The sequence below is a fragment of the Ruegeria sp. CE8 genome, from assembly GCF_056537465.1.
Genome location: NZ_JBQFRP010000005.1, coordinates 246,499 through 265,041 on the forward strand (window position 1 = coordinate 246,499; position 18,543 = coordinate 265,041).

Here is an 18,543-nt window from a genome sequence, read left to right on the forward strand (position 1 = left end):
GATCTTGACGAAAGTGTCGCAAATCCAACACCCTGAATTTACCGCAATCCGGATAAGAGACGCAAATAGTTTCGAATTTGATCAGATAATCGCCGAGTGTGAACAAGTTCATTTGCGCTACTACAATTTAGTGCCTAGAGTTTGGATTGGGACGATATCGGGAGGACTATTTTGACTGCCAGCATAGGCGCAGTATTATTGATGCTCTGCTTATTGCAGATCAAACATATGTTTGCGGACTTTTTCCTCCAGACTCCTAAAATGTTGTCCGGTCGAGGTGAGTACTTGCACGCAGGCCGTGCTCAGCATGCTGGCGTACACGTTATCGGGTCGGTGATCGTGTTCATGATCTTTAGCGCACCTTGGTCGTTTATTTTGATCATTGCCGCGCTGGAATGGATCGTACATTTCAATATCGATTTTGCCAAAGCCAGCTATTCGGACAAGAAGCAATTAATACCAACTCAGGCCGCTTTCTGGCGGGCCGCCGGTCTGGATCAGTGCCTGCACAACCTGACATATATCGCCATGGTTTGGGCTTGGGTTAAATTCGCCGCCTGAGCCGCGACCCAAAATCACGCGACATTTTTCAAAGCCACCGGGCAATACGCGGCAAGCCATTGCTTGTCCAATTGATCGATCTTCGCAGCGTCAAACTTGTGCGCCACTTCCCAGTACCGGCCAGAAGGAACTAGGTAATTCAACGCCTCTTCGGCCTGCAATACATCGCGCATGCCTTTGGTCGGCGGCAGCTCAGCGGGCACAAGGTTCTCTGGCGTGACAGACGGGTACACCAGACGGCTATCGCCCTGAGACAACCGGACCACGTGGCAGTTTTGCGCAGCGCCGAACAACGCCAACCGGGCGGATTTCGCCTCAAGCGACCGCAAGGTAATGTCGTCCCGCAAAGGATCGGCTGAACCGTGGCCGTAGAAATGAGTTTGGCCGGAACTTGGATAGATCATGTCGCAGCCGAAAAAGGCCAACACGGCGGGCTGAAGCGCGGACAGCGCCCAATACCCTGCAGTAAAAGCCATGGTGCCGCCAGCGTACACAAATCCACCGAATTGGTTTTGCAAAGGAACGTATTCGTCGGCCTCGACAATCCTCTGGCCACATCGTGTTTCAACTGGGCGGTGGCCTGTTGGAAAATCTTCGGGGTGGATAAGAACGTCCCAATCTTGCCGAATACGCCAGGCATTATTGATGGCAACGACGTGGGTAAAGGGTTCTCGCGCCCAGTCACGCGCGGCCAGAGCGGACGGGGCGCTTCCAAGTATCAGAACTCGATTTTTTGGCTCGGTCATCCTGGGTCCTGCCTATTTACAGTCCCCAGGAGGTTAGAGCGATTTGGCACGCAGACTAGCCCAGAACGGAAAAACTGCTTTCCTCGTTGATGGGGCGCTTGCGAGAATAAAACCCAACATCAATCGACCGCCCGATATAGGGCAGTTCGTATTGCAACGGTTGCGCATCGTGGTCCGCGCCGCCTTCGCAGTACTCGATCAGGGCCGTCATCATCTTGCCCGCGATCGGAGCATTCTTGTACTGGTTCCCGCTGGTGCCGCAGGCCATGTAGAACCCCGGAAGGCTGGATTTGTCATAGATCGGGATCCAGTCGGTCGACGCGTCATACAGATCAACGACCCCACGTGTTTTGGATGGGATGCCAAGGCTTGGCACACGCTGGGCATAACGCATGGCCTGTGTGGTCCACTGATCCGAGAAGTCGTGGTTGTAGTGCACGTCATCCTCGCACCATTGATGCGGGTCACATTCCGGATCTTCCGAACCCACCAGAATATGGTTGCCGTGTTCGGGGCGGCAGTAGCAGGCAATATCGCTGTCCGAGACGATCGTGCCGTCGTTTTCAAAATCGAACCCTTCGGGCGCGGGAACGTGCGCCACTTCCTGTCGCAGAGGACGGGTCTCGATTGTCATGTCGTCCAGAACACCGGCCATTTTATTGATGATGGCGGAACCAGGGCCAGCGACGTTCACCACAACCTTTGCGCGGATTTCCTCACCCGAGGCCAGCTTCACACCTGAGACCCGGCCGTCATCGGTCAGGATTTCGGCCACCTCGGCGCTGGTGCGCACCTCTGCCCCGTGCTGCTTGGCTGCATCCATCAGGTTCTGCGCGGACAGCGCCGGATCGGTGACATAGCCGGCCTGCGGCCAGAATACACCGCCCTGCATCTTGCGTCCGTTCGGTTGCCCAAACTCCGGATCATCCATGCGACGTGCAGGCGCGAAACTGTCCTGCGAGTAGATCGGCAATCGCTCACTGACTTTGTCGACCGACCACTCCTCGAACGGGCAATCCAGATCGGCACTGTTTTTCATGTGCTTTTCCAGCAGGCCGTTCGCCTCGGTCTTCATCACCAGGCAGCCGGTTTCTCGGAACTGCGCCAGGTTGGCATCTTCCGGCAGGCCCAGATATTCGGCCCAATCGCGCCAATAGTGGTAACCCTCCCACGCAAAGGCGGTTCCGTCAAATGTCGAATAATGCATCCGAATGATCGCACAGGACCCGGCAGTCGAGCCGTGGCCAACCTGGCTGTTGCGGTCCAGCGACAAGGTTTTCCAGCCCGCTTTTGCCATTTCAAAGGCGATGGCTGCGCCGATCACACCGGTTCCGATGATGATTGCGTCAGGTTGGCTCATTAAGGTGCTCCTTTCCAATAGCGCATTGAATACGCGCTGAATTCTTCGACTTCTTCGGGCCTGGGCTCAACCCCGGTGAAAACGAAAAGGTAATGCGGAACCATAGCGATCCGCGTCTCCATCGGTTCATTCAACTGCGCCAGATCGTAGCCGATCTGCATGTAGTACAGCACGCGCGCGCGGGTTTCGGCCTCGTACTCGGAATAGCCATAGCGCGCGAACATGGCATGCAGCGCCTCAAGCCTGCGCGCATCAGACTGATCCAGCGCGCGCCGCACCTTGCCAGACTTGCGCGCCCAGTCGCGCACGGCAAAATCTAGTGCAGTATCGAACAACGAAGTGTTCACCACGCAGCGATGCACATTGCAAACAGCCGCCGTGATGGTGTCTGCCGGAGCCTCAGCCTGTGCGACCAACGCAGCCGTATTGGTGGCCTGCCAGCGCGCCAGCAAGGCATCCAGCAACTCTTGCCGGGATTTGAAGTACCAGTAGAAAGACGACCGCGACACAGCCATCCGTTCTGCGAGGTTGAGCACCTTGATCTGGTCCACGCCGTCCGAGATCAGCACATCCATAGCCACGTTCAGCCAATCGTCACGCGTGACCTTGATGTTGCCGACCAAGGGCTCGGCTTCGGGGTCATCCCGGTGCAGGATAGGTTTGGTGCTCATTCAACTCTCCGGCGGTGCGCCGCCGTCAGCGGTACGACGGGCAATGAACTCCTGCAAGGCGCCTATGCGATCGCTGTCGCTTGGCGGAGCCTTAAAGTCATTCAGAATACCTTTCCAAACCCCCGTCGCGCGATGATTGGCATCGACCGACCCGCGTTCCGTCCAGGTGCCGAAATTGGCATAGTCGTGCACGTGGGGCTGGTAGAACTCGGTGTTGTATCGCTCCATTGTCTGGCTGGACGCAAAGAAATGCCCGCTGGGTTCAACCTCGCTTAGCGCTGTGTCAAACCCGATCTCGGCGGTGCCTGCCTGTGCCCCAGCACAAAGCTCGGCTACCATGTTCAGAACCTCGGCATCGCAGATCATCTTTTCGAATGAGACGGTGAGACCGCCCTCCAGCCAGCCAGCCGAGTGGATGATCACCGTCGCCCCGGCCATGAGACAGCCCCAAAGACCGAACTGGTTTTCGTTGGCAGCCTGCACATCGTTGATGTTCGAGGCCGATCCCGCAGCCGAACGCCATGGCAGGCCCAAGTGCCGCGCCAATTGCCCCGCCGCTAGCGAGGCCTGGAAGTGCGATGGGGTGCCAAAAGCAGGCGCGCCTGATTTCATGTCCACATTGCTGGTGAACGTGCCATAGCAGACCGGCGCACCCGGCTTGGCCAGTTGGGTCAACGTCAGTGCCGCCAGTGCCTCGGCATGTGAGAGTGTGATTGCACCCGCCACCGTGATCGGAGCCATTGCGCCCATCAAAGTGAAGGGCGTGATGATCGACATCTGACCATTCCGCGCGAAATCAATCAGTCCCTGCGCCATCGGGATATCCAGCGTGCGCGGGCTGTTTGTGTTTATGATCGTGTAGCAATGCGCGCCCGACTGAAACTCATCGTCCGAGAGACCGCGCGCGATCGAGAGCATTTCAAAACAATCCATCACTTGCGGTGTCCCGCGCGAGAAGAAGAACGGGAACTTGTCCGTCAACTCCATCTGCGCCTGCGTCGTGAAGTAGTGACGCAGGTGGGTCGGCACATCCTGCGGCTCGACCTGGGGCGAGATCATCTGAAAGACGTCGAAGTGATGGGTGAGTTTCAGAAACTCCAGATAGTCTTGGCCGGTCGCCGGGCGGCGCCCCCGTTCCAGATCTGTTGCGTTCGGTGCCCCTGCCCCCGGCTGGAAAACAAGGCTGCCCAGTTCCAAGGTAAAGTCGCGGCGGCGCGCTCCGGCGTGGCAAGCAATCGACTTGGGGGCCGAGGCAACGGCGGCCTCGACTAGATCGCGCCCGATAAAGACCATCTCGGTGTCTTCATCCACACGCGCGCCCGCTTTCTCGAAGATGCGGCGCGCCTCGGGTAGCAGACATTTGACCCCCAACTCCTGCAAGGTACGCAGTGCTGTTTCATGCATGTCCGCGATCTGGTCAGCCGGGAAAACCTCCATCTGAGGAAAGGGATTGCGCAACTGGCGATAATTCACGTCTCGACCGGGTGTGGGGGAAGCTTCGGCACTTCGCCCGCGCCGTCGTCGCCCGCGTTCGGATGTCTGCCCGATCATGCTCAGCCCCTCATCGCCTTGCCCAGCGGGTCATAGGGCGACGGTGCAATCACCCGCGCAGAACGTTCGACACCGACCACATGGACCGAGAGTTCCGTCCCCGGCTCGGCCTTGTCGCGATTGACCAGCGCCATTGCCAGAGATTTTCCGGTGTAGTGGCCATACCCGCCAGAAGTCACAAAGCCGACGCGATCCTCACCCGACCACACAGGTTCATATCCGCTGGCGTCTGCATCGACGGCGTCCACCTCAAGCGTGACCTGGACCTGCGCCGGGCCATTTCCATCACGCTCGGCGACTGCAGCCTCTTTGCCGACAAAGTCCTTGTCCCAGTCGATCCAGCGATCCATCCCGGTCATGCCGGGCGTATAAAGCTGCGTGAATTCCGCCGACCAGATGCCAAAACTCTTCTCAAGCCGGGTCGAGAGCATCGCGTTGAAACCGCACTCACGAATACCCTCATCAGCACCCGCCTCCAGCAGCATCCGGCGCAGTTTGATGTGGTCGCCATAGCGGCAGTTGATCTCGTATCCCTTCTCGCCCGTGACGGACATGCGGGCGACACGCGCGCGGACCAAGCCGATATCGAAATCACCGCAGCCCATGAATTTGAGGTCCGAAATGTCCTGCTCTGCCAGTTTCTCGACCACGGCCTGCGATTTCGGTCCGACAACGGCGAACCCGCAGTATTCCTCGCCCAGATCGCGGACGTTGACGCCATCGATCATGTGATCATCAAACCACCGCATATGCCAGGCGCGCAGGTAGTAGCTGCCCATGATCCACCAGGTGCCATCGCCCCAGTTCAGAACGGTCAGGTCTCCCTTGAGGCGTCCGTTTTCACCCAGCATGGGGGCCAGTTTCGCCCGCCCCGGCGCGGGCAGTTTCGACGCCATGACCTTGTCCAGCCAGATTTCGGCGTTGGGGCCAGAAACCTCGAACCGCGAAAAGCCTGAGATATCCAGCAGACCAGCGCCTTCACGTATCACCCTGCATTCCTCGGCCACGATGTCATGCGCGTTCGAGCGTTTCAGCGTCGGGGTCTCTTCAAACCCTTTCGGCGCGAAGTAGAGCGGGACTTCCAAATCCCAGCTGACGCCCCATTTGCAGCCCGCCTCGGTCATCGCATCATGCGCCGGGGCCATTTTCAATGGGCGGCCTGCGGGCAGTTGTTCGTTCGGATAAGTCATCACGAAACGGCGCGAGTAGAACTGGCCTGTGGTTTCGCGGATGTAGCGCTTGTTTTGCGCGAAGTTGCCATAGCGCGCAACGTCCATCGGCCAAGCGTCGGCTTCGGGCTCGCCATGGATCATCCATTCGGCCAGCGTTTTGCCAACGCCGCCCCCTTGCAGGAACCCGGCCATCACCGCACAGGCCGACCAATAACCGCGCTTGCCCGGCACCGGACCGACCAGAGGGTTCCCATCCGGAGAAAAGGTGAACGCGCCGTTGACCCATGTCTTGATCCCGACATTCTGGATCGACGGATAGCGTTCAAAGCCCAGCGTCAGTTCATTTTCGATCCGGTCGAGCTGTTCCTGAAACAGCTCCTCACCATAATTCCACGGCGCGCCGTCCATGGCCCAGTGTTCGTGATCGACCTCATAGATGCCGACCAGAACACCTTTCTGGTCCTGCCGCATATAGGTGAACCCTTCGAGGTCGACGGTCATCGGCATCTCGAAATCTGCCGCTGCGACCTCGGGCACCGCGTCTGTGATCAAATAGTGGTGCTTGAGTGGCGAAACCGGTAGTTCGACGCCAGCCATACGCCCAACCTGCTTGGCCCAAAGGCCCGCAGCGTTAACCACATGCTCGCAAGTGATCGTGCCTTTGTCGGTGACAACCTGCCAGCCATCATCAGTCTGGATCAGTTCCTCGACTTTGGTTTCCTCATAATACTCAGCGCCGCGCTTCTTGGCGGCCGTTGCGTAGGCCTGCACGGTGCCGGTTGTGTCGATGTAGCCCTCACGATCGGCCCACATCGCGCCCAGCACGCCATCGGTCGACATGATCGGGCAGCGTCTCTGTGCCTCTTCAGGGGTCAGCAGTTCACAGTCGTCGATCCCGATGGACTGGAAGATGCGATAATTGGCCTGCAGCCATTCCCACCGTTCCGGCGTGCCGGCCAGCGTCAAGCCACCAGTCATGTGCAAACCGATATTTTGGCCGGATTCCTTTTCGATCTCGCTGAGCAGGTCGATCGTGTAGGCCTGCAGTGACGCCATGTTCGGGTCAGCGTTCAACGCATGAATACCGCCAGCCGCGTGCCATGATGATCCCGACGCCAAACGCCGCCGCTCCAACATAACCACATCCGACCAGCCAAACTTGGCCAGGTGATAAAGAACCGAGGCGCCCACGACGCCGCCCCCGATGACCACTACGCGATACTGAGACTTCATCCTGCGCTCCCCTGCATGACTCGCACAGGACGCTAGACGCACTGTTCACTTCTGTCTAGACATTTCTGTACAGTTCTATGCGTACAAAAAATGCGACATCAAAAAGGCCGCGATCAGAGTTGCGCGCTGGGGCGGGAAGCGACCTTTTCAAACCACGCCAGAGTGGCCGCGTTTTCCTGTGGAATCCGCATCTTAATCACGCGGGCAAAGTCCACGAAGACAAATGTAGAAATGTCCGCCAAAGTGAAATCAGAGCCCGCGACATAGGGGCTTTCGGCCAGCCTGTTTTCGAGCATAGAGAAGAAATGACCAACGCGTGCGGACCCGCGCTGCGCCAATTCCGGAATTTGGGCATGATTCACCGGACCGGGAATCGCCCTGTCAGCAAAGGCGGGATGCGTGTTGCGCAAGGTCTCGGCCACAGGCGCGCCGCCTTGTTGTTCGACAATGCTGTTCCACATCAGAACCTGCCCTTTTTCGTCGGGTGTACGCCCCATCAAAGGCGGCTCGGGGAAGCGGGCCTCAAGATAAGCCGCAATCCCAAGGTTCTCGGTCAGCATGGTGCCCTCGTCCGTCATCAGGACCGGGACTGTCGCATTCGGGTTGACGGCGCGAAATTCGTCGCTGAGTTGCTCACCCTTGCTGATCGAGATTTCGCGGGTTTCGATCTCAAGACCCTTTTCCGCAATGAACATGCGTGCCCGGCGCGGATTGGGGGCGGTGGAGCAATCGTAAAACAGCATCGGGATTTCCTGGTCGGTTAGCGACGATAGATGAAACAGCGCCCTTCCACAGCCCCGTCAGGCAAGGGAAGCTCGGTCAAAGTGTCGAAATACATCCGGTCGCTGGACACCATCAAACCGCCCTCGGCCAAAAGCGGCTCGATCAGCGGTGAGACGAAGCGAGCGAAGTCATCGTTCTTTTTTCGGTCATGGCCGCCAAGGTCCGCGTGAATCAGAGTGGCGGTCGCTCCGAAACGGTCCAGCGAAGCCGGTAGCGTTTCGCGCACATCCCCCAATATCACCTTGTCCTCGGGCGGTGTGGAATCCGGATGAGACGCCACTGCACGCTCGAACACGTAGACCGGACGGTCGTCAATATACTGCGCCATGTGGTGGTACGTGCGTCCATTGCCCAGCCCCAGTTCGAACACCGGTCCGGGCATTCCTTTTGTCTGGGCAATGGCGAAATCCAGACAGGCCCGTTGGGACACCATGCGGTCGATGAACAGATCCAGGCGGCTTTGCTTGTCTGGCACGGGGAAATCTCTCCTTGATATCTGTCAGCTTAAATATTGGGGCCGACACCGCACGTGATGACAAATCTTCAAGGATTTGTGTAGGTAATTTGGCCTGAGTTTCACATTTTCGCGACAATTCGGCCCAAGAACGGGTTTGACTAGACCGCCCCAACCGCGCGAAACTGCGACAAAAAACACAGGGAGTTGAAAACGCCGATGCCGACCTTCGGACGAACGGGTGGAAAACCCGCATGACTGCGTTGTTGTCCGTCAGAGACCTCAGCATTGGTTTTGGTGCTGGCGACTCGGTTGTTAAAGGTGTCAGCTTTGACGTCGAGGCCGGGCAAACGCTTGCTTTGGTCGGTGAATCCGGATCAGGAAAAACCATCTCATGCCGGGCCGCATTACGCATCCTGCCGCGTGCGGCACAGATTCGTAGCGGAACGATTACTCTGAACGATTCGAAGGGCTTCGAAGATCTGACCAAGATCAGCGAACGCCAGATGCGCGATATTCGCGGCAACCGCGTTTCGATGATCTTTCAGGAGCCCATGCGCTCGTTGTCCCCTCTGCACAAGATCGGCAATCAGGTCAGTGAAGTGTTGTGGTTACACCGCGGCGCATCCGAGGCACAGGCCCGCAAAGAAGTCCTGACCCAGTTCGAACGCGTAGGCTTTCCCGATCCTCAGCGCGCCTATGATTCTTATCCCTTCGAGATGTCCGGCGGCATGCGTCAGCGCGCCATGATCGCGATGGCGATGGTGTCCAAGCCGGAATTGCTGATCGCGGATGAGCCGACAACCGCTTTGGACGTAACGACACAGGCGCAGGTGCTGGGTCTAATCAAGGAGTTGCAGCGCGAGACAGGAATGGCCCTTATTCTTGTGACGCACGACCTTGGTGTTGTTGCCAACATGGCCGAGCAGGTTGTCGTTATGCACAAGGGCCGTGTCATGGAATCCGGGGCGGCCGCGCCGATCCTGAGCGCCCCCGCCCACCCCTATACACAACAGCTTTTCAATGCGGCCCCGGCAATCCCCGATGAGGAATCGGTCGGACTGCCAATGCCGGACGAAGACCTCATTTTGGAGATGAAGGGGGTTTCAAAGACCTACACCATGCGGTCCAGCAGAGGCTGGCAGGGCGACAAACTGATCCATGCCTGCAGAGGAGTGGATCTGAAACTGGCGCGTGGAAAGACGCTGGCGATCGTCGGCGAAAGCGGATCGGGCAAAACGACGGCCGCGCGCATCGCCCTTGGTGCTGAAATGCCTGATCCGGGCGGTGAAGTGCTGTTTCGCACCTCACCCAGCGAAGATCCGATTACCGTCCATCACATGAGCCGCGCCCAGCGCACCGCCTTTCAGCGCAAGGCACAGATGGTGTTTCAGGACCCGTACAGCTCGCTCAGCCCGCGAATGCGTATTCAGGACGCCCTGACCGAACCGTTGGAGATTCACTCAATAGGTTCCGTTGCCGAGCAACGAGACAAAGCAATCGAGATGTTGCGGCGCGTCGGGCTGAATGCGGACATGCTCAAGCGCTATCCCCACGCCTTTTCCGGCGGGCAGCGTCAGCGTCTGTCGATTGCGCGTGCGATGATGCTGGACCCGCAATTGATTGTCTGTGACGAGCCGACCTCGGCGCTGGATGTATCGGTTCAGGAACAGATCCTGACATTGCTGGAAAATCTGCAGGACAGGTTGAACCTGTCCTATCTGTTTATCTCGCACGACCTCGCGGTCGTGGCGCGCATTGCGGACGAAGTTGCCGTGATGCGGCGTGGGCTTGTCGTCGAACAGGCCCCGCCGGAAACGCTGTTCTATAACCCCCGCCACCCCTACACCAAGGCGCTGATTGCCGCTCAGCCGGAACCCGACATCAACCGGCCCATCGACCTGAAACTGGTTGCTTTGGGCGCAGGTTCACCAGACAGTTGGGATGACGCCTTCCGATTTACCGACTCCGTGGTACCTTCACTGGTAGAGATGGAGCCCGGCCATAAGGTACGATGCCATGTTTAAGACCACTCGCCCCATGTTCCTGGCCGCCGCAATGGCCGCCTGGATGCTGCCCGCAAATGCAGAAACACCAACGCCGCAGGAAAGCGAATTCTGGGCAACTGAGGTAAATGCCGGAAACCTGCCCCCGGTTGCGGAACGCCTGCCTGTTGAACCGTTGGTCGTAGACTTGGCCGCCAAGGGGCGTGAATTCGGAACGCCGGGTGGCACCCTGCGAACCATGGTGACCCGGTCGAAAGACATCAGGCAGATGGTTGTATACGGATACTCGCGGCTGGTTGGGTTTAACGAAGACTATGAGATCGTACCCGACCTGCTGGACTCGTTCGAAAACGAGAACAACCGCAAATTCACCCTGCATCTGCGCGAAGGCCACAAGTGGTCCGATGGATCGCCCTTCACATCGGAAGATTTCCGCTATTGGTGGGAGAACGTCGCAAACAACGAATTGCTCAGCCCCTCGGGCCCGCCTGATTTTCTGATCGTCGAAGGCAAAACGCCCACCGTAACATTCCCGGACGAAACCACCGTTGTTTATGAGTGGGAAGATCCAAACCCGGACTTTCTGCAATCTCTGGCGCAGGCCCGACCGCCGTTCATCTACCGCCCGGCGGCCTTTCTGAAACAGTATCACAAAGACTTCGCGGATGCCGATGAACTGGCCTTTCAGGTCGAGGACGCCCGCGTCAAAAGCTGGGCCGCGCTGCACAACAAACTGGATAACCTGTACAAGTTCGACAACCACGAATTACCGACGCTGCAGCCGTGGCTGAATGCCAGCTCGGGCAAGAAAATCCGCCACAATTTCGTGCGCAACCCGTACTACCACCGGATCGACTCCAATGGTATTCAGTTGCCTTATATCGACGTGGTCGAGATGGAGATCGTCGCCCCTGGTCTGGTCGCGGCAAAAGCCAACGCAGGTGAAACCGATCTGCAGGGACGTGGACTGGCGTTCCGTGACGCTTCGATCCTGAAAAAGGGCGAGGCAGGCGGAAACTACAAGACCTTGCTGTGGAAAACCGGCGTTGCATCCCAAATCGCGATCTATCCGAACCTGAATTTTGCCGATGACGGTTGGCGCGAGGTTCTGCGCGATGTCCGTGTACGCCGCGCGCTTTCCCTGGCCATCGACCGCAAGACGATCAACCAGGCGCTCTATTTCAAGCTGGCCCAACCCGGCGCGATGTCTGTTTTGCCGGCGTCACCGTTTTACAGCGAGGAAAATGCGCAGGCCTGGGCGCAGTACGATATCAAAATGGCCAACGCGCTGCTGGATGAAGCAGGCCTGACCGAGCGCAACAAGAACGGCATTCGCCTGCTGCCGGACGGTCGCCCGATGGAACTGATTGTGGAAACCGCCGGTGAACGGCAAGAGGTCGAAAACGCCTTGCAGATCGTTACCGATACGTGGCGCGAGATCGGCGTGGACCTTGTCATGCGGCCGTTGGACCGTGATATCCTGCGCAACCGTGTCTTCGCGGGGAACACAATGGCTTCTGTCTGGTTCGGCTGGGATGACGGCATTCCGCAGCCGCACACGTCCCCGGCCTATCTGGCGCCGACGGATCAGGTGTTTCTGGCCTGGCCAAAATGGGGACAATACTATCAGACCAGTGGCGACGTCGGAGAAGCCCCCGACATGCCGGAAGCCGAGCGCTTGATGCAGCTGGCGCATGATTGGGAAGTCGCGACAACAGACGACGAGCGCAAGGCAATTTGGACCGAGATGTTGAACATTCACGCCGATCAGCTTTATGCCATTGGCATTCTGAACGGCGCACCGCAGCCAATCGTAGTCTCCAACCGTCTGCGCAATGTCCCGGAACAAGCCATGTGGGCGTGGGAGCCCGGCGCGCATTTCGGCATTCACCGTCCCGACGAATTCTTTTTCGCCGACTAAGCAGGAGCAGCTAAATGGTCATGCTGCGCTATGCGGTGTATCGCTTTTTTACGATGCTTCTGACTTTGCTGGTGGTGTCGGTGCTGATCTTCGTGATCATCAACCTTCCACCCGGTGATTATCTGAGCAACCAGATCGCCGAATTGCAGGCGTCGGGCCAGTCGGCCGGTGTGGCGAAGGCCGAATTCCTGCGGGCAGAATATGCGCTGGACCGCCCGATATGGGAACAATACCTGATCTGGGTGGGCTTCTGGCCGGGACCACACGGCTTCGAAGGTCTGTTGCAAGGCAACTATGGTTGGTCCTTTGAATTCGACCGACCCGTGGCCGAAATCGTTGGCGATACGCTGTGGCTGACCGTCGTGGTCAACTTGGCCGCTATCCTGTTCGTCTACGCTGTGGCCCTGCCCCTAGGTGTCATCGCCGCAGCGCGTTCGCGGACGTGGATCGACTATACCTCGGCCTTCGTCGGTTACCTCGGCCTTGCGACACCAAACTTTCTGCTGGCGCTGATCCTGTTCTATTACGGTCACCGCTATTTCAACCTGCCCATCGGCGGTCTGATGGATCCGTCCTTCGAAGGCCAGCCGATGAGCTGGGAAAAGATGAAATCTATTCTCGTCCACCTGATCGTGCCAACCTTTGTCATAGGTACATCCGGCGCTTCGGCCATGATGCAGCGCTTGCGTGCGAACATGCTGGATGAGTTGGGTAAACCTTACGTCGAGACAGCAATCGCCAAAGGGATGTCCCCGTCGCGGATGCTGACAAAGTACCCGCTACGCGTGGCGTTCAACCCCTTTGTGGCCGATATCGGCAACCTGCTGCCGTCGATGGTGTCGGGGTCGGTTCTGGTGTCGGTCGTTCTGGGCCTGCAGACCATCGGCCCGACCCTGCTGACTGCCCTGAAAACACAGGACCAGTTCCTGTCTGCCTTCATTTTGATGTTCGTGGCCCTGCTGACCCTGATCGGCACGATGATTTCTGACATCCTGCTGGTCATGCTCGACCCGCGTATTCGGTATGAGGGGCGCGAAGCATGACCAAACATCCCGACGGTCGCTTTGTTGACGACGCCCCATTTGACCCGGATGCATCCCTTCAACAATTGGAGCGTGCCGATCTGGACGCACCGAACTGGGTGCTGGTCTGGCGCAAGTTCCGGACGCACAAGCTGGGCCTGATCTCAGGCATCTTCCTTCTGTTCTGTTATCTGATGCTTCCCTTCGCAGGTTTCATCGCACCCTACGGTCCGAATGAACGGAACGGTGAGCATCTGTATGCTCCGCCCCAAAGCGTCAACTGGTTCCACGATGGCAAATTCTTCGGCCCCCATGTCTATCCGATTGTGGCCGAAGCTGACCTGGAAACCTTTCAGTGGAAATTCGTTCCGGACACCGAAGACCCACGCCCAATCCGGTTTTTCTGCGAAGGCGCAGAGTATAAGCTGGCGGGTCTGATTAGGTCTGACACCCACTTGTTCTGCGCACCTGAAGGCGCAACGCTGTTCCTCTGGGGGTCGGATCGACTGGGCCGTGACGTGTTCAGCCGGATCCTCTACGGCGCGCAGCTATCCCTAACCGTCGGCCTGATCGGGATTTCGGTTTCCTTCTTCCTCGGCATTCTGTTCGGCTCGATTGCCGGGTACTTCGGCGGCAAGATCGACTGGGTCATCAACCGCGTGATCGAAATCCTGCGCTCTCTGCCAGAACTGCCGCTCTGGCTGGCGTTGTCCGCTGCGGTCCCGTCGAACTGGAGCCCGGTCGCGGTGTTCTTCATCATCTCGATCATCCTCGGGATTCTTGACTGGCCGGGTCTTGCCCGTTCCGTACGCGCAAAATTTCTGTCCCTGCGGGAAGAGGAGTACGTCCGCGCCGCTGAAATGATGGGAGCCAGCTCTGGTCGGGTGATCCGCAAACACCTGTTGCCCAACTTCATGTCGCACCTGATCGCTTCGGCGACGCTGTCGATACCCGCAATGATCCTTGGGGAAACCGCACTCAGTTTCCTTGGCCTCGGGCTACGGGCGCCAGCGGTCAGCTGGGGCGTGATGTTGAACGACGCGCAGAACCTCGCTTCGATCGAGATCTATCCGTGGACGGCGATCCCGATGTTGCCGATCATCATCGTCGTGCTGGCCTTCAACTTCCTCGGCGACGGGTTGCGCGACAGTCTGGACCCGTATCAGCAATGACCCTGCTTTCGGCCCTTCCCGCATCGGACAGCTATCGCACGATCGGCACGGGAGCTCGACCCAGCGTCTATGCTGTTTCCGAGCTTGCGACCGCCAGTTTCGGCGCGGTAGGTCAGGAACTGGCACGACTTGTGACCGCATTAAACCTTGCCCCCGACGCACCCCAGATCACCGTCGACCACCGGTTGGCCTCGCTCTGGTACGGGTTTTCATTCAAACCCGATGGTTGGGAGATGCCCAGCCTCTGGGACGCCGTTGCTGGCGATTATCAGGTCTCGAACGGGTGGATCAGATTGCACACCAACCTGCCCCGCCACCGCGCGGCTGCGCTCAAGGTGCTAGGGGTCGAGGCGGATCGCACCGCTGTATCCAAGGCGCTGCGGACGTGGTCCGCAAGCGAACTCGAAGCCGCAATCGTCGCCGAGGGCGGCGTAGCTGCGGCCATGCGCAGCCGAGCTGAGTGGTTGGACCATCCTCAGGGGCGGGCCGTTTCCCGCGATCCGTTGATCGGCTGGCAGAGCCCGCGTCAGATCACTCTACGTGACCGGCCCGAGGCCACCGCCAAACGCCCATTGGCAGGCTTGCGGGTTCTCGACCTCACCCGCGTTCTGGCAGGGCCGGTGTCGACCCGCACATTGGCCGGATTTGGGGCCGAAGTTCTGCGCGTCGACCCACCCGGATGGGACGAGCCCGGGGTCATTCCGGATATCTCATTAGGCAAAACCTGCGCTTATCTCGATCTGAAATCTCCTTCGGGCCTCGAGAAACTTCAGGATCTGCTGTCTCAGGCGGATGTTTTCGTCCATGGCTATCGCCCTGGCGCTTTGGATGCGTTGGGTTTGACAAAGGCCAAGCGGGATGAGCTTGCACCAAACCGGGTTGAGGTCACTCTCAACGCTTATGGGTGGCAAGGACCATGGTCGACACGGCGCGGGTTCGACAGTCTCGTTCAAATGAGTGCCGGTATCGCAGATGCTGGCCGTGACTGGGCCAATGCCGACAAGCCCACGCCGTTACCGGTCCAGGCGCTGGATCATGCAACGGGGTATCTGATGGCCGCCGCTACGCTGTCGGCCATGGCTGAGGCAGCCTCTGGAAACCCGATCATGTCGGGGCAGCTCTCACTGGCTCGTACGGCCGAATTATTGGCCGTTCTTAGCAAGTCCGACAAGGAAGAACCCATCACAAACGCCGCGCCATCCGACTACGCCACAACGCCCGAGGCGTCTGGATGGGGACCCGGTCACCGCCTGAAACCGGCGCTCACCGTCGGAACTGCTAACATGTCCTGGGACCTGCCTGCGTCAAAGCTTGGCACGTCATCTGCGGTCTGGTCCTCGATGACCACCTGAACCGACCGCCGCGCGGAACGCGCGGCCCGGCCCAACGCTTTGGGCGGCGTCTCGTCAGAGACGCAGCTCAAAGGGGCGGGAGCACCGGTCAGCGGTCATCCCCGCCAGGGCCGATATCGTCCAGATAGTCTTCATCTATCGCAGCCTGCACCGCACCGGTTACCGCTTCGCGCTGTTTCGGCGTCAGATCCTCAGCCTCCTTGCCATCAGCAAGGCGCACAGTGACTTCGCGGTGCGCGAACTTGATACCTTCACGGGCAAACAACTCGCGGATGTCCTGATAGACCTTCTTGCGTACCAACCACTGATCTCCCGGTTTGGTCATGAACTTGACCCGGATGATCATTGCGGAATCCTGCATCTCGATCACGCCCTGAGACTTCAGCGGTTGAATGAAGTTGTCACCGATCACAGGATCGCTCAGCAGTTCCTGTCCCAGTTTCTTGATAAGCTTGCGCACCTTCTCGACGTCGGTGTCGTAGGTCACACGCAATGGCAGTTTCATGATGACCCAGTCGCGAGAGTAGTTGGTCAGGACCTTGATCTCACCAAACGGAATGGTGTTCAGCGCGCCCAGATGGTGGCGCAGTTGGAACGACCGGACCGAGATCTTTTCGACCGTCCCTTTCACGTCGCCGATGTCGATATACTCGCCCTTTCGGAATGCGTCATCCATCAGGAAAAACGCCCCCGAGAAGATGTCTCTCACCAGGGTCTGAGAACCAAAACCCACCGCCAGACCGACGACGCCGGCACCCGCGAATAGCGGACTAACATTGATGCCCAGCTCCATCAGTGCAATCAGGACGATCGTCACAACCACCACTGCCAGAATGGCTCCGCGGAACAAGGGCAACAGCGTCGCAAGGCGGCTCTGCCCGCCTTCCCCGCCTTCATCGCCCAGCTCGGCCTCACCCCCACCGTCGTCAATTTCCTGAGCGATCTTCGAGTCGATCCAGATGCGGAAGAAATGGAACAGGATATACCCAATGAACAGGATCACCATTACATCCAGCGCACGCTCGATCGGCAGATCCTCACTCCAGCTGGCATCCGGGTTCCAGATCACCACCAGCGCATACAGCCCGACGACAAAAGCCAGAATACCAGCAACTCGACGCGCCAGATCTTCGTAAGTCAGGATCGAGTGCTTTCTCATTTCAGACTGCGGTGTCTCAATCACCTCAGCTTCTGCTTCTGCCTCGTCTGTTTCGGCGTTCAGTTCTTCAAGCTGGCGATTTCGGTCGAAGTACCGCTCGAGCAGATAGTTCATGGCACCATAGGCAATGACGACCGACATGAAGATCGCATAGCTGCTGGCCACGATCGGGATCGAGTTTTGGTTTTCCAAAACCAGATCCACGGCAAGCTTGAACCAGCTGAACACCATGTACACGATCAACGCCGGTGCCCACGCAAACGAAATGAACCTAAGTATCCAAGACACCTGATCCGGCGCCCGGCCACCGCGAATGGCGTTCGAAATGGCACGCGCGTTGAACAGGATCATAAGGACATTGCCGACCGCACCAAACATGGTCAGGCTGCCATAGACCATCGCGTAGACGTTGTAGTTCAGCCCAAAATCCGCAACCCAGGTCGCAAAAAGCACCACGGTAATGTCATAGGTCGCCAGCGCCGAGGCCCAGCGATACAAGCGCTTTGCGTCACGGTCCGAAAACGGCGGCAAGCGGTATTGGCTGAGATAGGGGGACAGGACCATCCGCCAAAGGTCTGACACGGTGCGCGACAGGAAAAACGCCGTGAAAATAGCCGTGACAGTAAACTGGATCGAAATGTCCTCGGCCTCGCCGAAGAACAGAAATCCGACGATCAGCGCCATCAACATTGCAAAGATCGTGGCTCCGATCCCCATAAGAAACCGGAAGACCAGAAACGGCATCTTTTCCCGATAACCCTGTGGATCTTCCTTGGATCGGGCAACAACAATGCCTTTTGCGATCCGCTTGCCATAGATCTCGATCGACAACCATCGGCCGATCAGCAGAAACAAGACGTTCCAGAACAGGACCTCGACATAAGTTTGTATCCGGCCGTCCGGGCTGGTTTGGCGCAGGATGTATTGGACCTCAAAGATCGAATAGGGCAAAGCCTCGAGCCTTGAATTCATCGACTCTCGGAACTTCGAGAACCGTTCCTGCGCCTTCATAAGCTGGGACCCGTCGCCCATCGGGTCTTGTGACTCAGGTCCGGCAGCAGCCGTGTTTTGTCCGCCTGACGAAACGATCTGGCCGGTGCTGTCTATGACGATCACACTGGCCCCGGCTTCGGTCGCCGAACGAATCGCCGCAGCCAGATCACCTTCGTCGGGTGTTGCACTGCTGGAGTCCGTACCCGAGGTATACCCAGGAATAAGCGAGGTCTGCGCCGCAGCCCCGGTGACAATTGTCAGGGTAAAGGACCAGATTATAAGCGTTAATCCGGCCAGCAATGTGCGTGTCATCGGGTATTTTTCCAATTCGTCTTTCGCCACACAGGTTATAGAAGCCGGCTGGTGGGTTCAAATAATCAACCCCTG

Annotated in this window: 14 protein-coding genes; 6 read left to right on the forward strand and 8 right to left on the reverse strand. The window is 58.3% G+C overall.

Translation table 11 applies throughout. The features are described 5' to 3' along the window. The first annotated feature begins 201 nt into the window (after window positions 1–201). Window positions 202–561: a DUF3307 domain-containing protein gene (locus tag ACR0AA_RS11230; protein WP_480663395.1), complete on the forward strand. Its 360-nt coding sequence runs from the start codon at window positions 202–204 to the stop codon at window positions 559–561. Window positions 562–575: 14 nt separating this feature from the next. On the opposite strand, the gene ACR0AA_RS11235 is transcribed toward ACR0AA_RS11230, so the two are convergent. From ACR0AA_RS11235 to ACR0AA_RS11265, 7 genes are all read right to left on the reverse strand, one after another. Beyond that, window positions 576–1,307, reverse strand: a complete 732-nt coding sequence (locus ACR0AA_RS11235) for a hypothetical protein (RefSeq protein ID WP_480662971.1) — start codon at window positions 1,305–1,307, stop codon at window positions 576–578. Between the two features lie 55 nt (window positions 1,308–1,362). Next, complete coding sequence (locus tag ACR0AA_RS11240; protein ID WP_480756080.1) at window positions 1,363–2,667, reverse strand: NAD(P)/FAD-dependent oxidoreductase; 1,305 nt, start codon at window positions 2,665–2,667, stop codon at window positions 1,363–1,365. Continuing rightward, window positions 2,667–3,338, reverse strand: coding sequence for a TetR/AcrR family transcriptional regulator (locus ACR0AA_RS11245; protein WP_480662967.1), 672 nt, complete (start codon window positions 3,336–3,338; stop codon window positions 2,667–2,669). The genes ACR0AA_RS11240 and ACR0AA_RS11245 overlap by 1 nt, the downstream gene beginning before the upstream one ends. After that, a complete protein-coding gene (locus ACR0AA_RS11250) occupies window positions 3,339–4,889 on the reverse strand; it encodes a trimethylamine methyltransferase family protein (RefSeq protein WP_480756082.1) in 1,551 nt (516 codons plus the stop codon). A 2-nt stretch (window positions 4,890–4,891) separates the two neighbouring features. Continuing rightward, complete coding sequence (locus tag ACR0AA_RS11255) at window positions 4,892–7,294, reverse strand: GcvT family protein (RefSeq protein WP_480756084.1); 2,403 nt, start codon at window positions 7,292–7,294, stop codon at window positions 4,892–4,894. Window positions 7,295–7,407: 113 nt separating this feature from the next. Next, complete coding sequence (locus ACR0AA_RS11260) at window positions 7,408–8,037, reverse strand: glutathione S-transferase family protein (RefSeq protein WP_480662961.1); 630 nt, start codon at window positions 8,035–8,037, stop codon at window positions 7,408–7,410. 17 nt (window positions 8,038–8,054) lie between these two features. Continuing rightward, window positions 8,055–8,552 (reverse strand): class I SAM-dependent methyltransferase, encoded by a 498-nt coding sequence (locus ACR0AA_RS11265; RefSeq protein ID WP_480662959.1) that lies wholly within the window; start codon window positions 8,550–8,552, stop codon window positions 8,055–8,057. A gap of 233 nt (window positions 8,553–8,785) precedes the next feature. On the opposite strand from ACR0AA_RS11265, the gene ACR0AA_RS11270 reads away from it, so the two are divergent. From ACR0AA_RS11270 to ACR0AA_RS11290, 5 genes are read left to right on the forward strand one after another with little or no spacing between them, the layout of a single operon-like run. Continuing rightward, window positions 8,786–10,558: an ABC transporter ATP-binding protein gene (locus ACR0AA_RS11270; RefSeq protein ID WP_480662957.1), complete on the forward strand. Its 1,773-nt coding sequence runs from the start codon at window positions 8,786–8,788 to the stop codon at window positions 10,556–10,558. Then, window positions 10,551–12,458, forward strand: coding sequence for an ABC transporter substrate-binding protein (locus tag ACR0AA_RS11275; RefSeq protein ID WP_480662955.1), 1,908 nt, complete (start codon window positions 10,551–10,553; stop codon window positions 12,456–12,458). Before ACR0AA_RS11270 ends, ACR0AA_RS11275 begins: the two co-directional genes overlap by 8 nt. A gap of 14 nt (window positions 12,459–12,472) precedes the next feature. After that, window positions 12,473–13,501: an ABC transporter permease gene (locus ACR0AA_RS11280; protein WP_480662954.1), complete on the forward strand. Its 1,029-nt coding sequence runs from the start codon at window positions 12,473–12,475 to the stop codon at window positions 13,499–13,501. After that, window positions 13,498–14,652 carry an ABC transporter permease gene (locus tag ACR0AA_RS11285; RefSeq protein WP_480662952.1) on the forward strand — a complete coding sequence of 385 codons (1,155 nt, stop codon included), beginning with the start codon at window positions 13,498–13,500 and terminating at the stop codon, window positions 14,650–14,652. The genes ACR0AA_RS11280 and ACR0AA_RS11285 overlap by 4 nt, the downstream gene beginning before the upstream one ends. After that, window positions 14,649–16,004, forward strand: a complete 1,356-nt coding sequence (locus ACR0AA_RS11290; RefSeq protein ID WP_480662950.1) for a CoA transferase — start codon at window positions 14,649–14,651, stop codon at window positions 16,002–16,004. Before ACR0AA_RS11285 ends, ACR0AA_RS11290 begins: the two co-directional genes overlap by 4 nt. 88 nt (window positions 16,005–16,092) lie before the next feature. Here ACR0AA_RS11290 and ACR0AA_RS11295 read toward each other — a convergent pair whose 3' ends face one another. Beyond that, window positions 16,093–18,468, reverse strand: a complete 2,376-nt coding sequence (locus ACR0AA_RS11295) for a mechanosensitive ion channel domain-containing protein (protein WP_480662948.1) — start codon at window positions 18,466–18,468, stop codon at window positions 16,093–16,095. Between the last annotated feature and the right edge of the window lie 75 nt (window positions 18,469–18,543).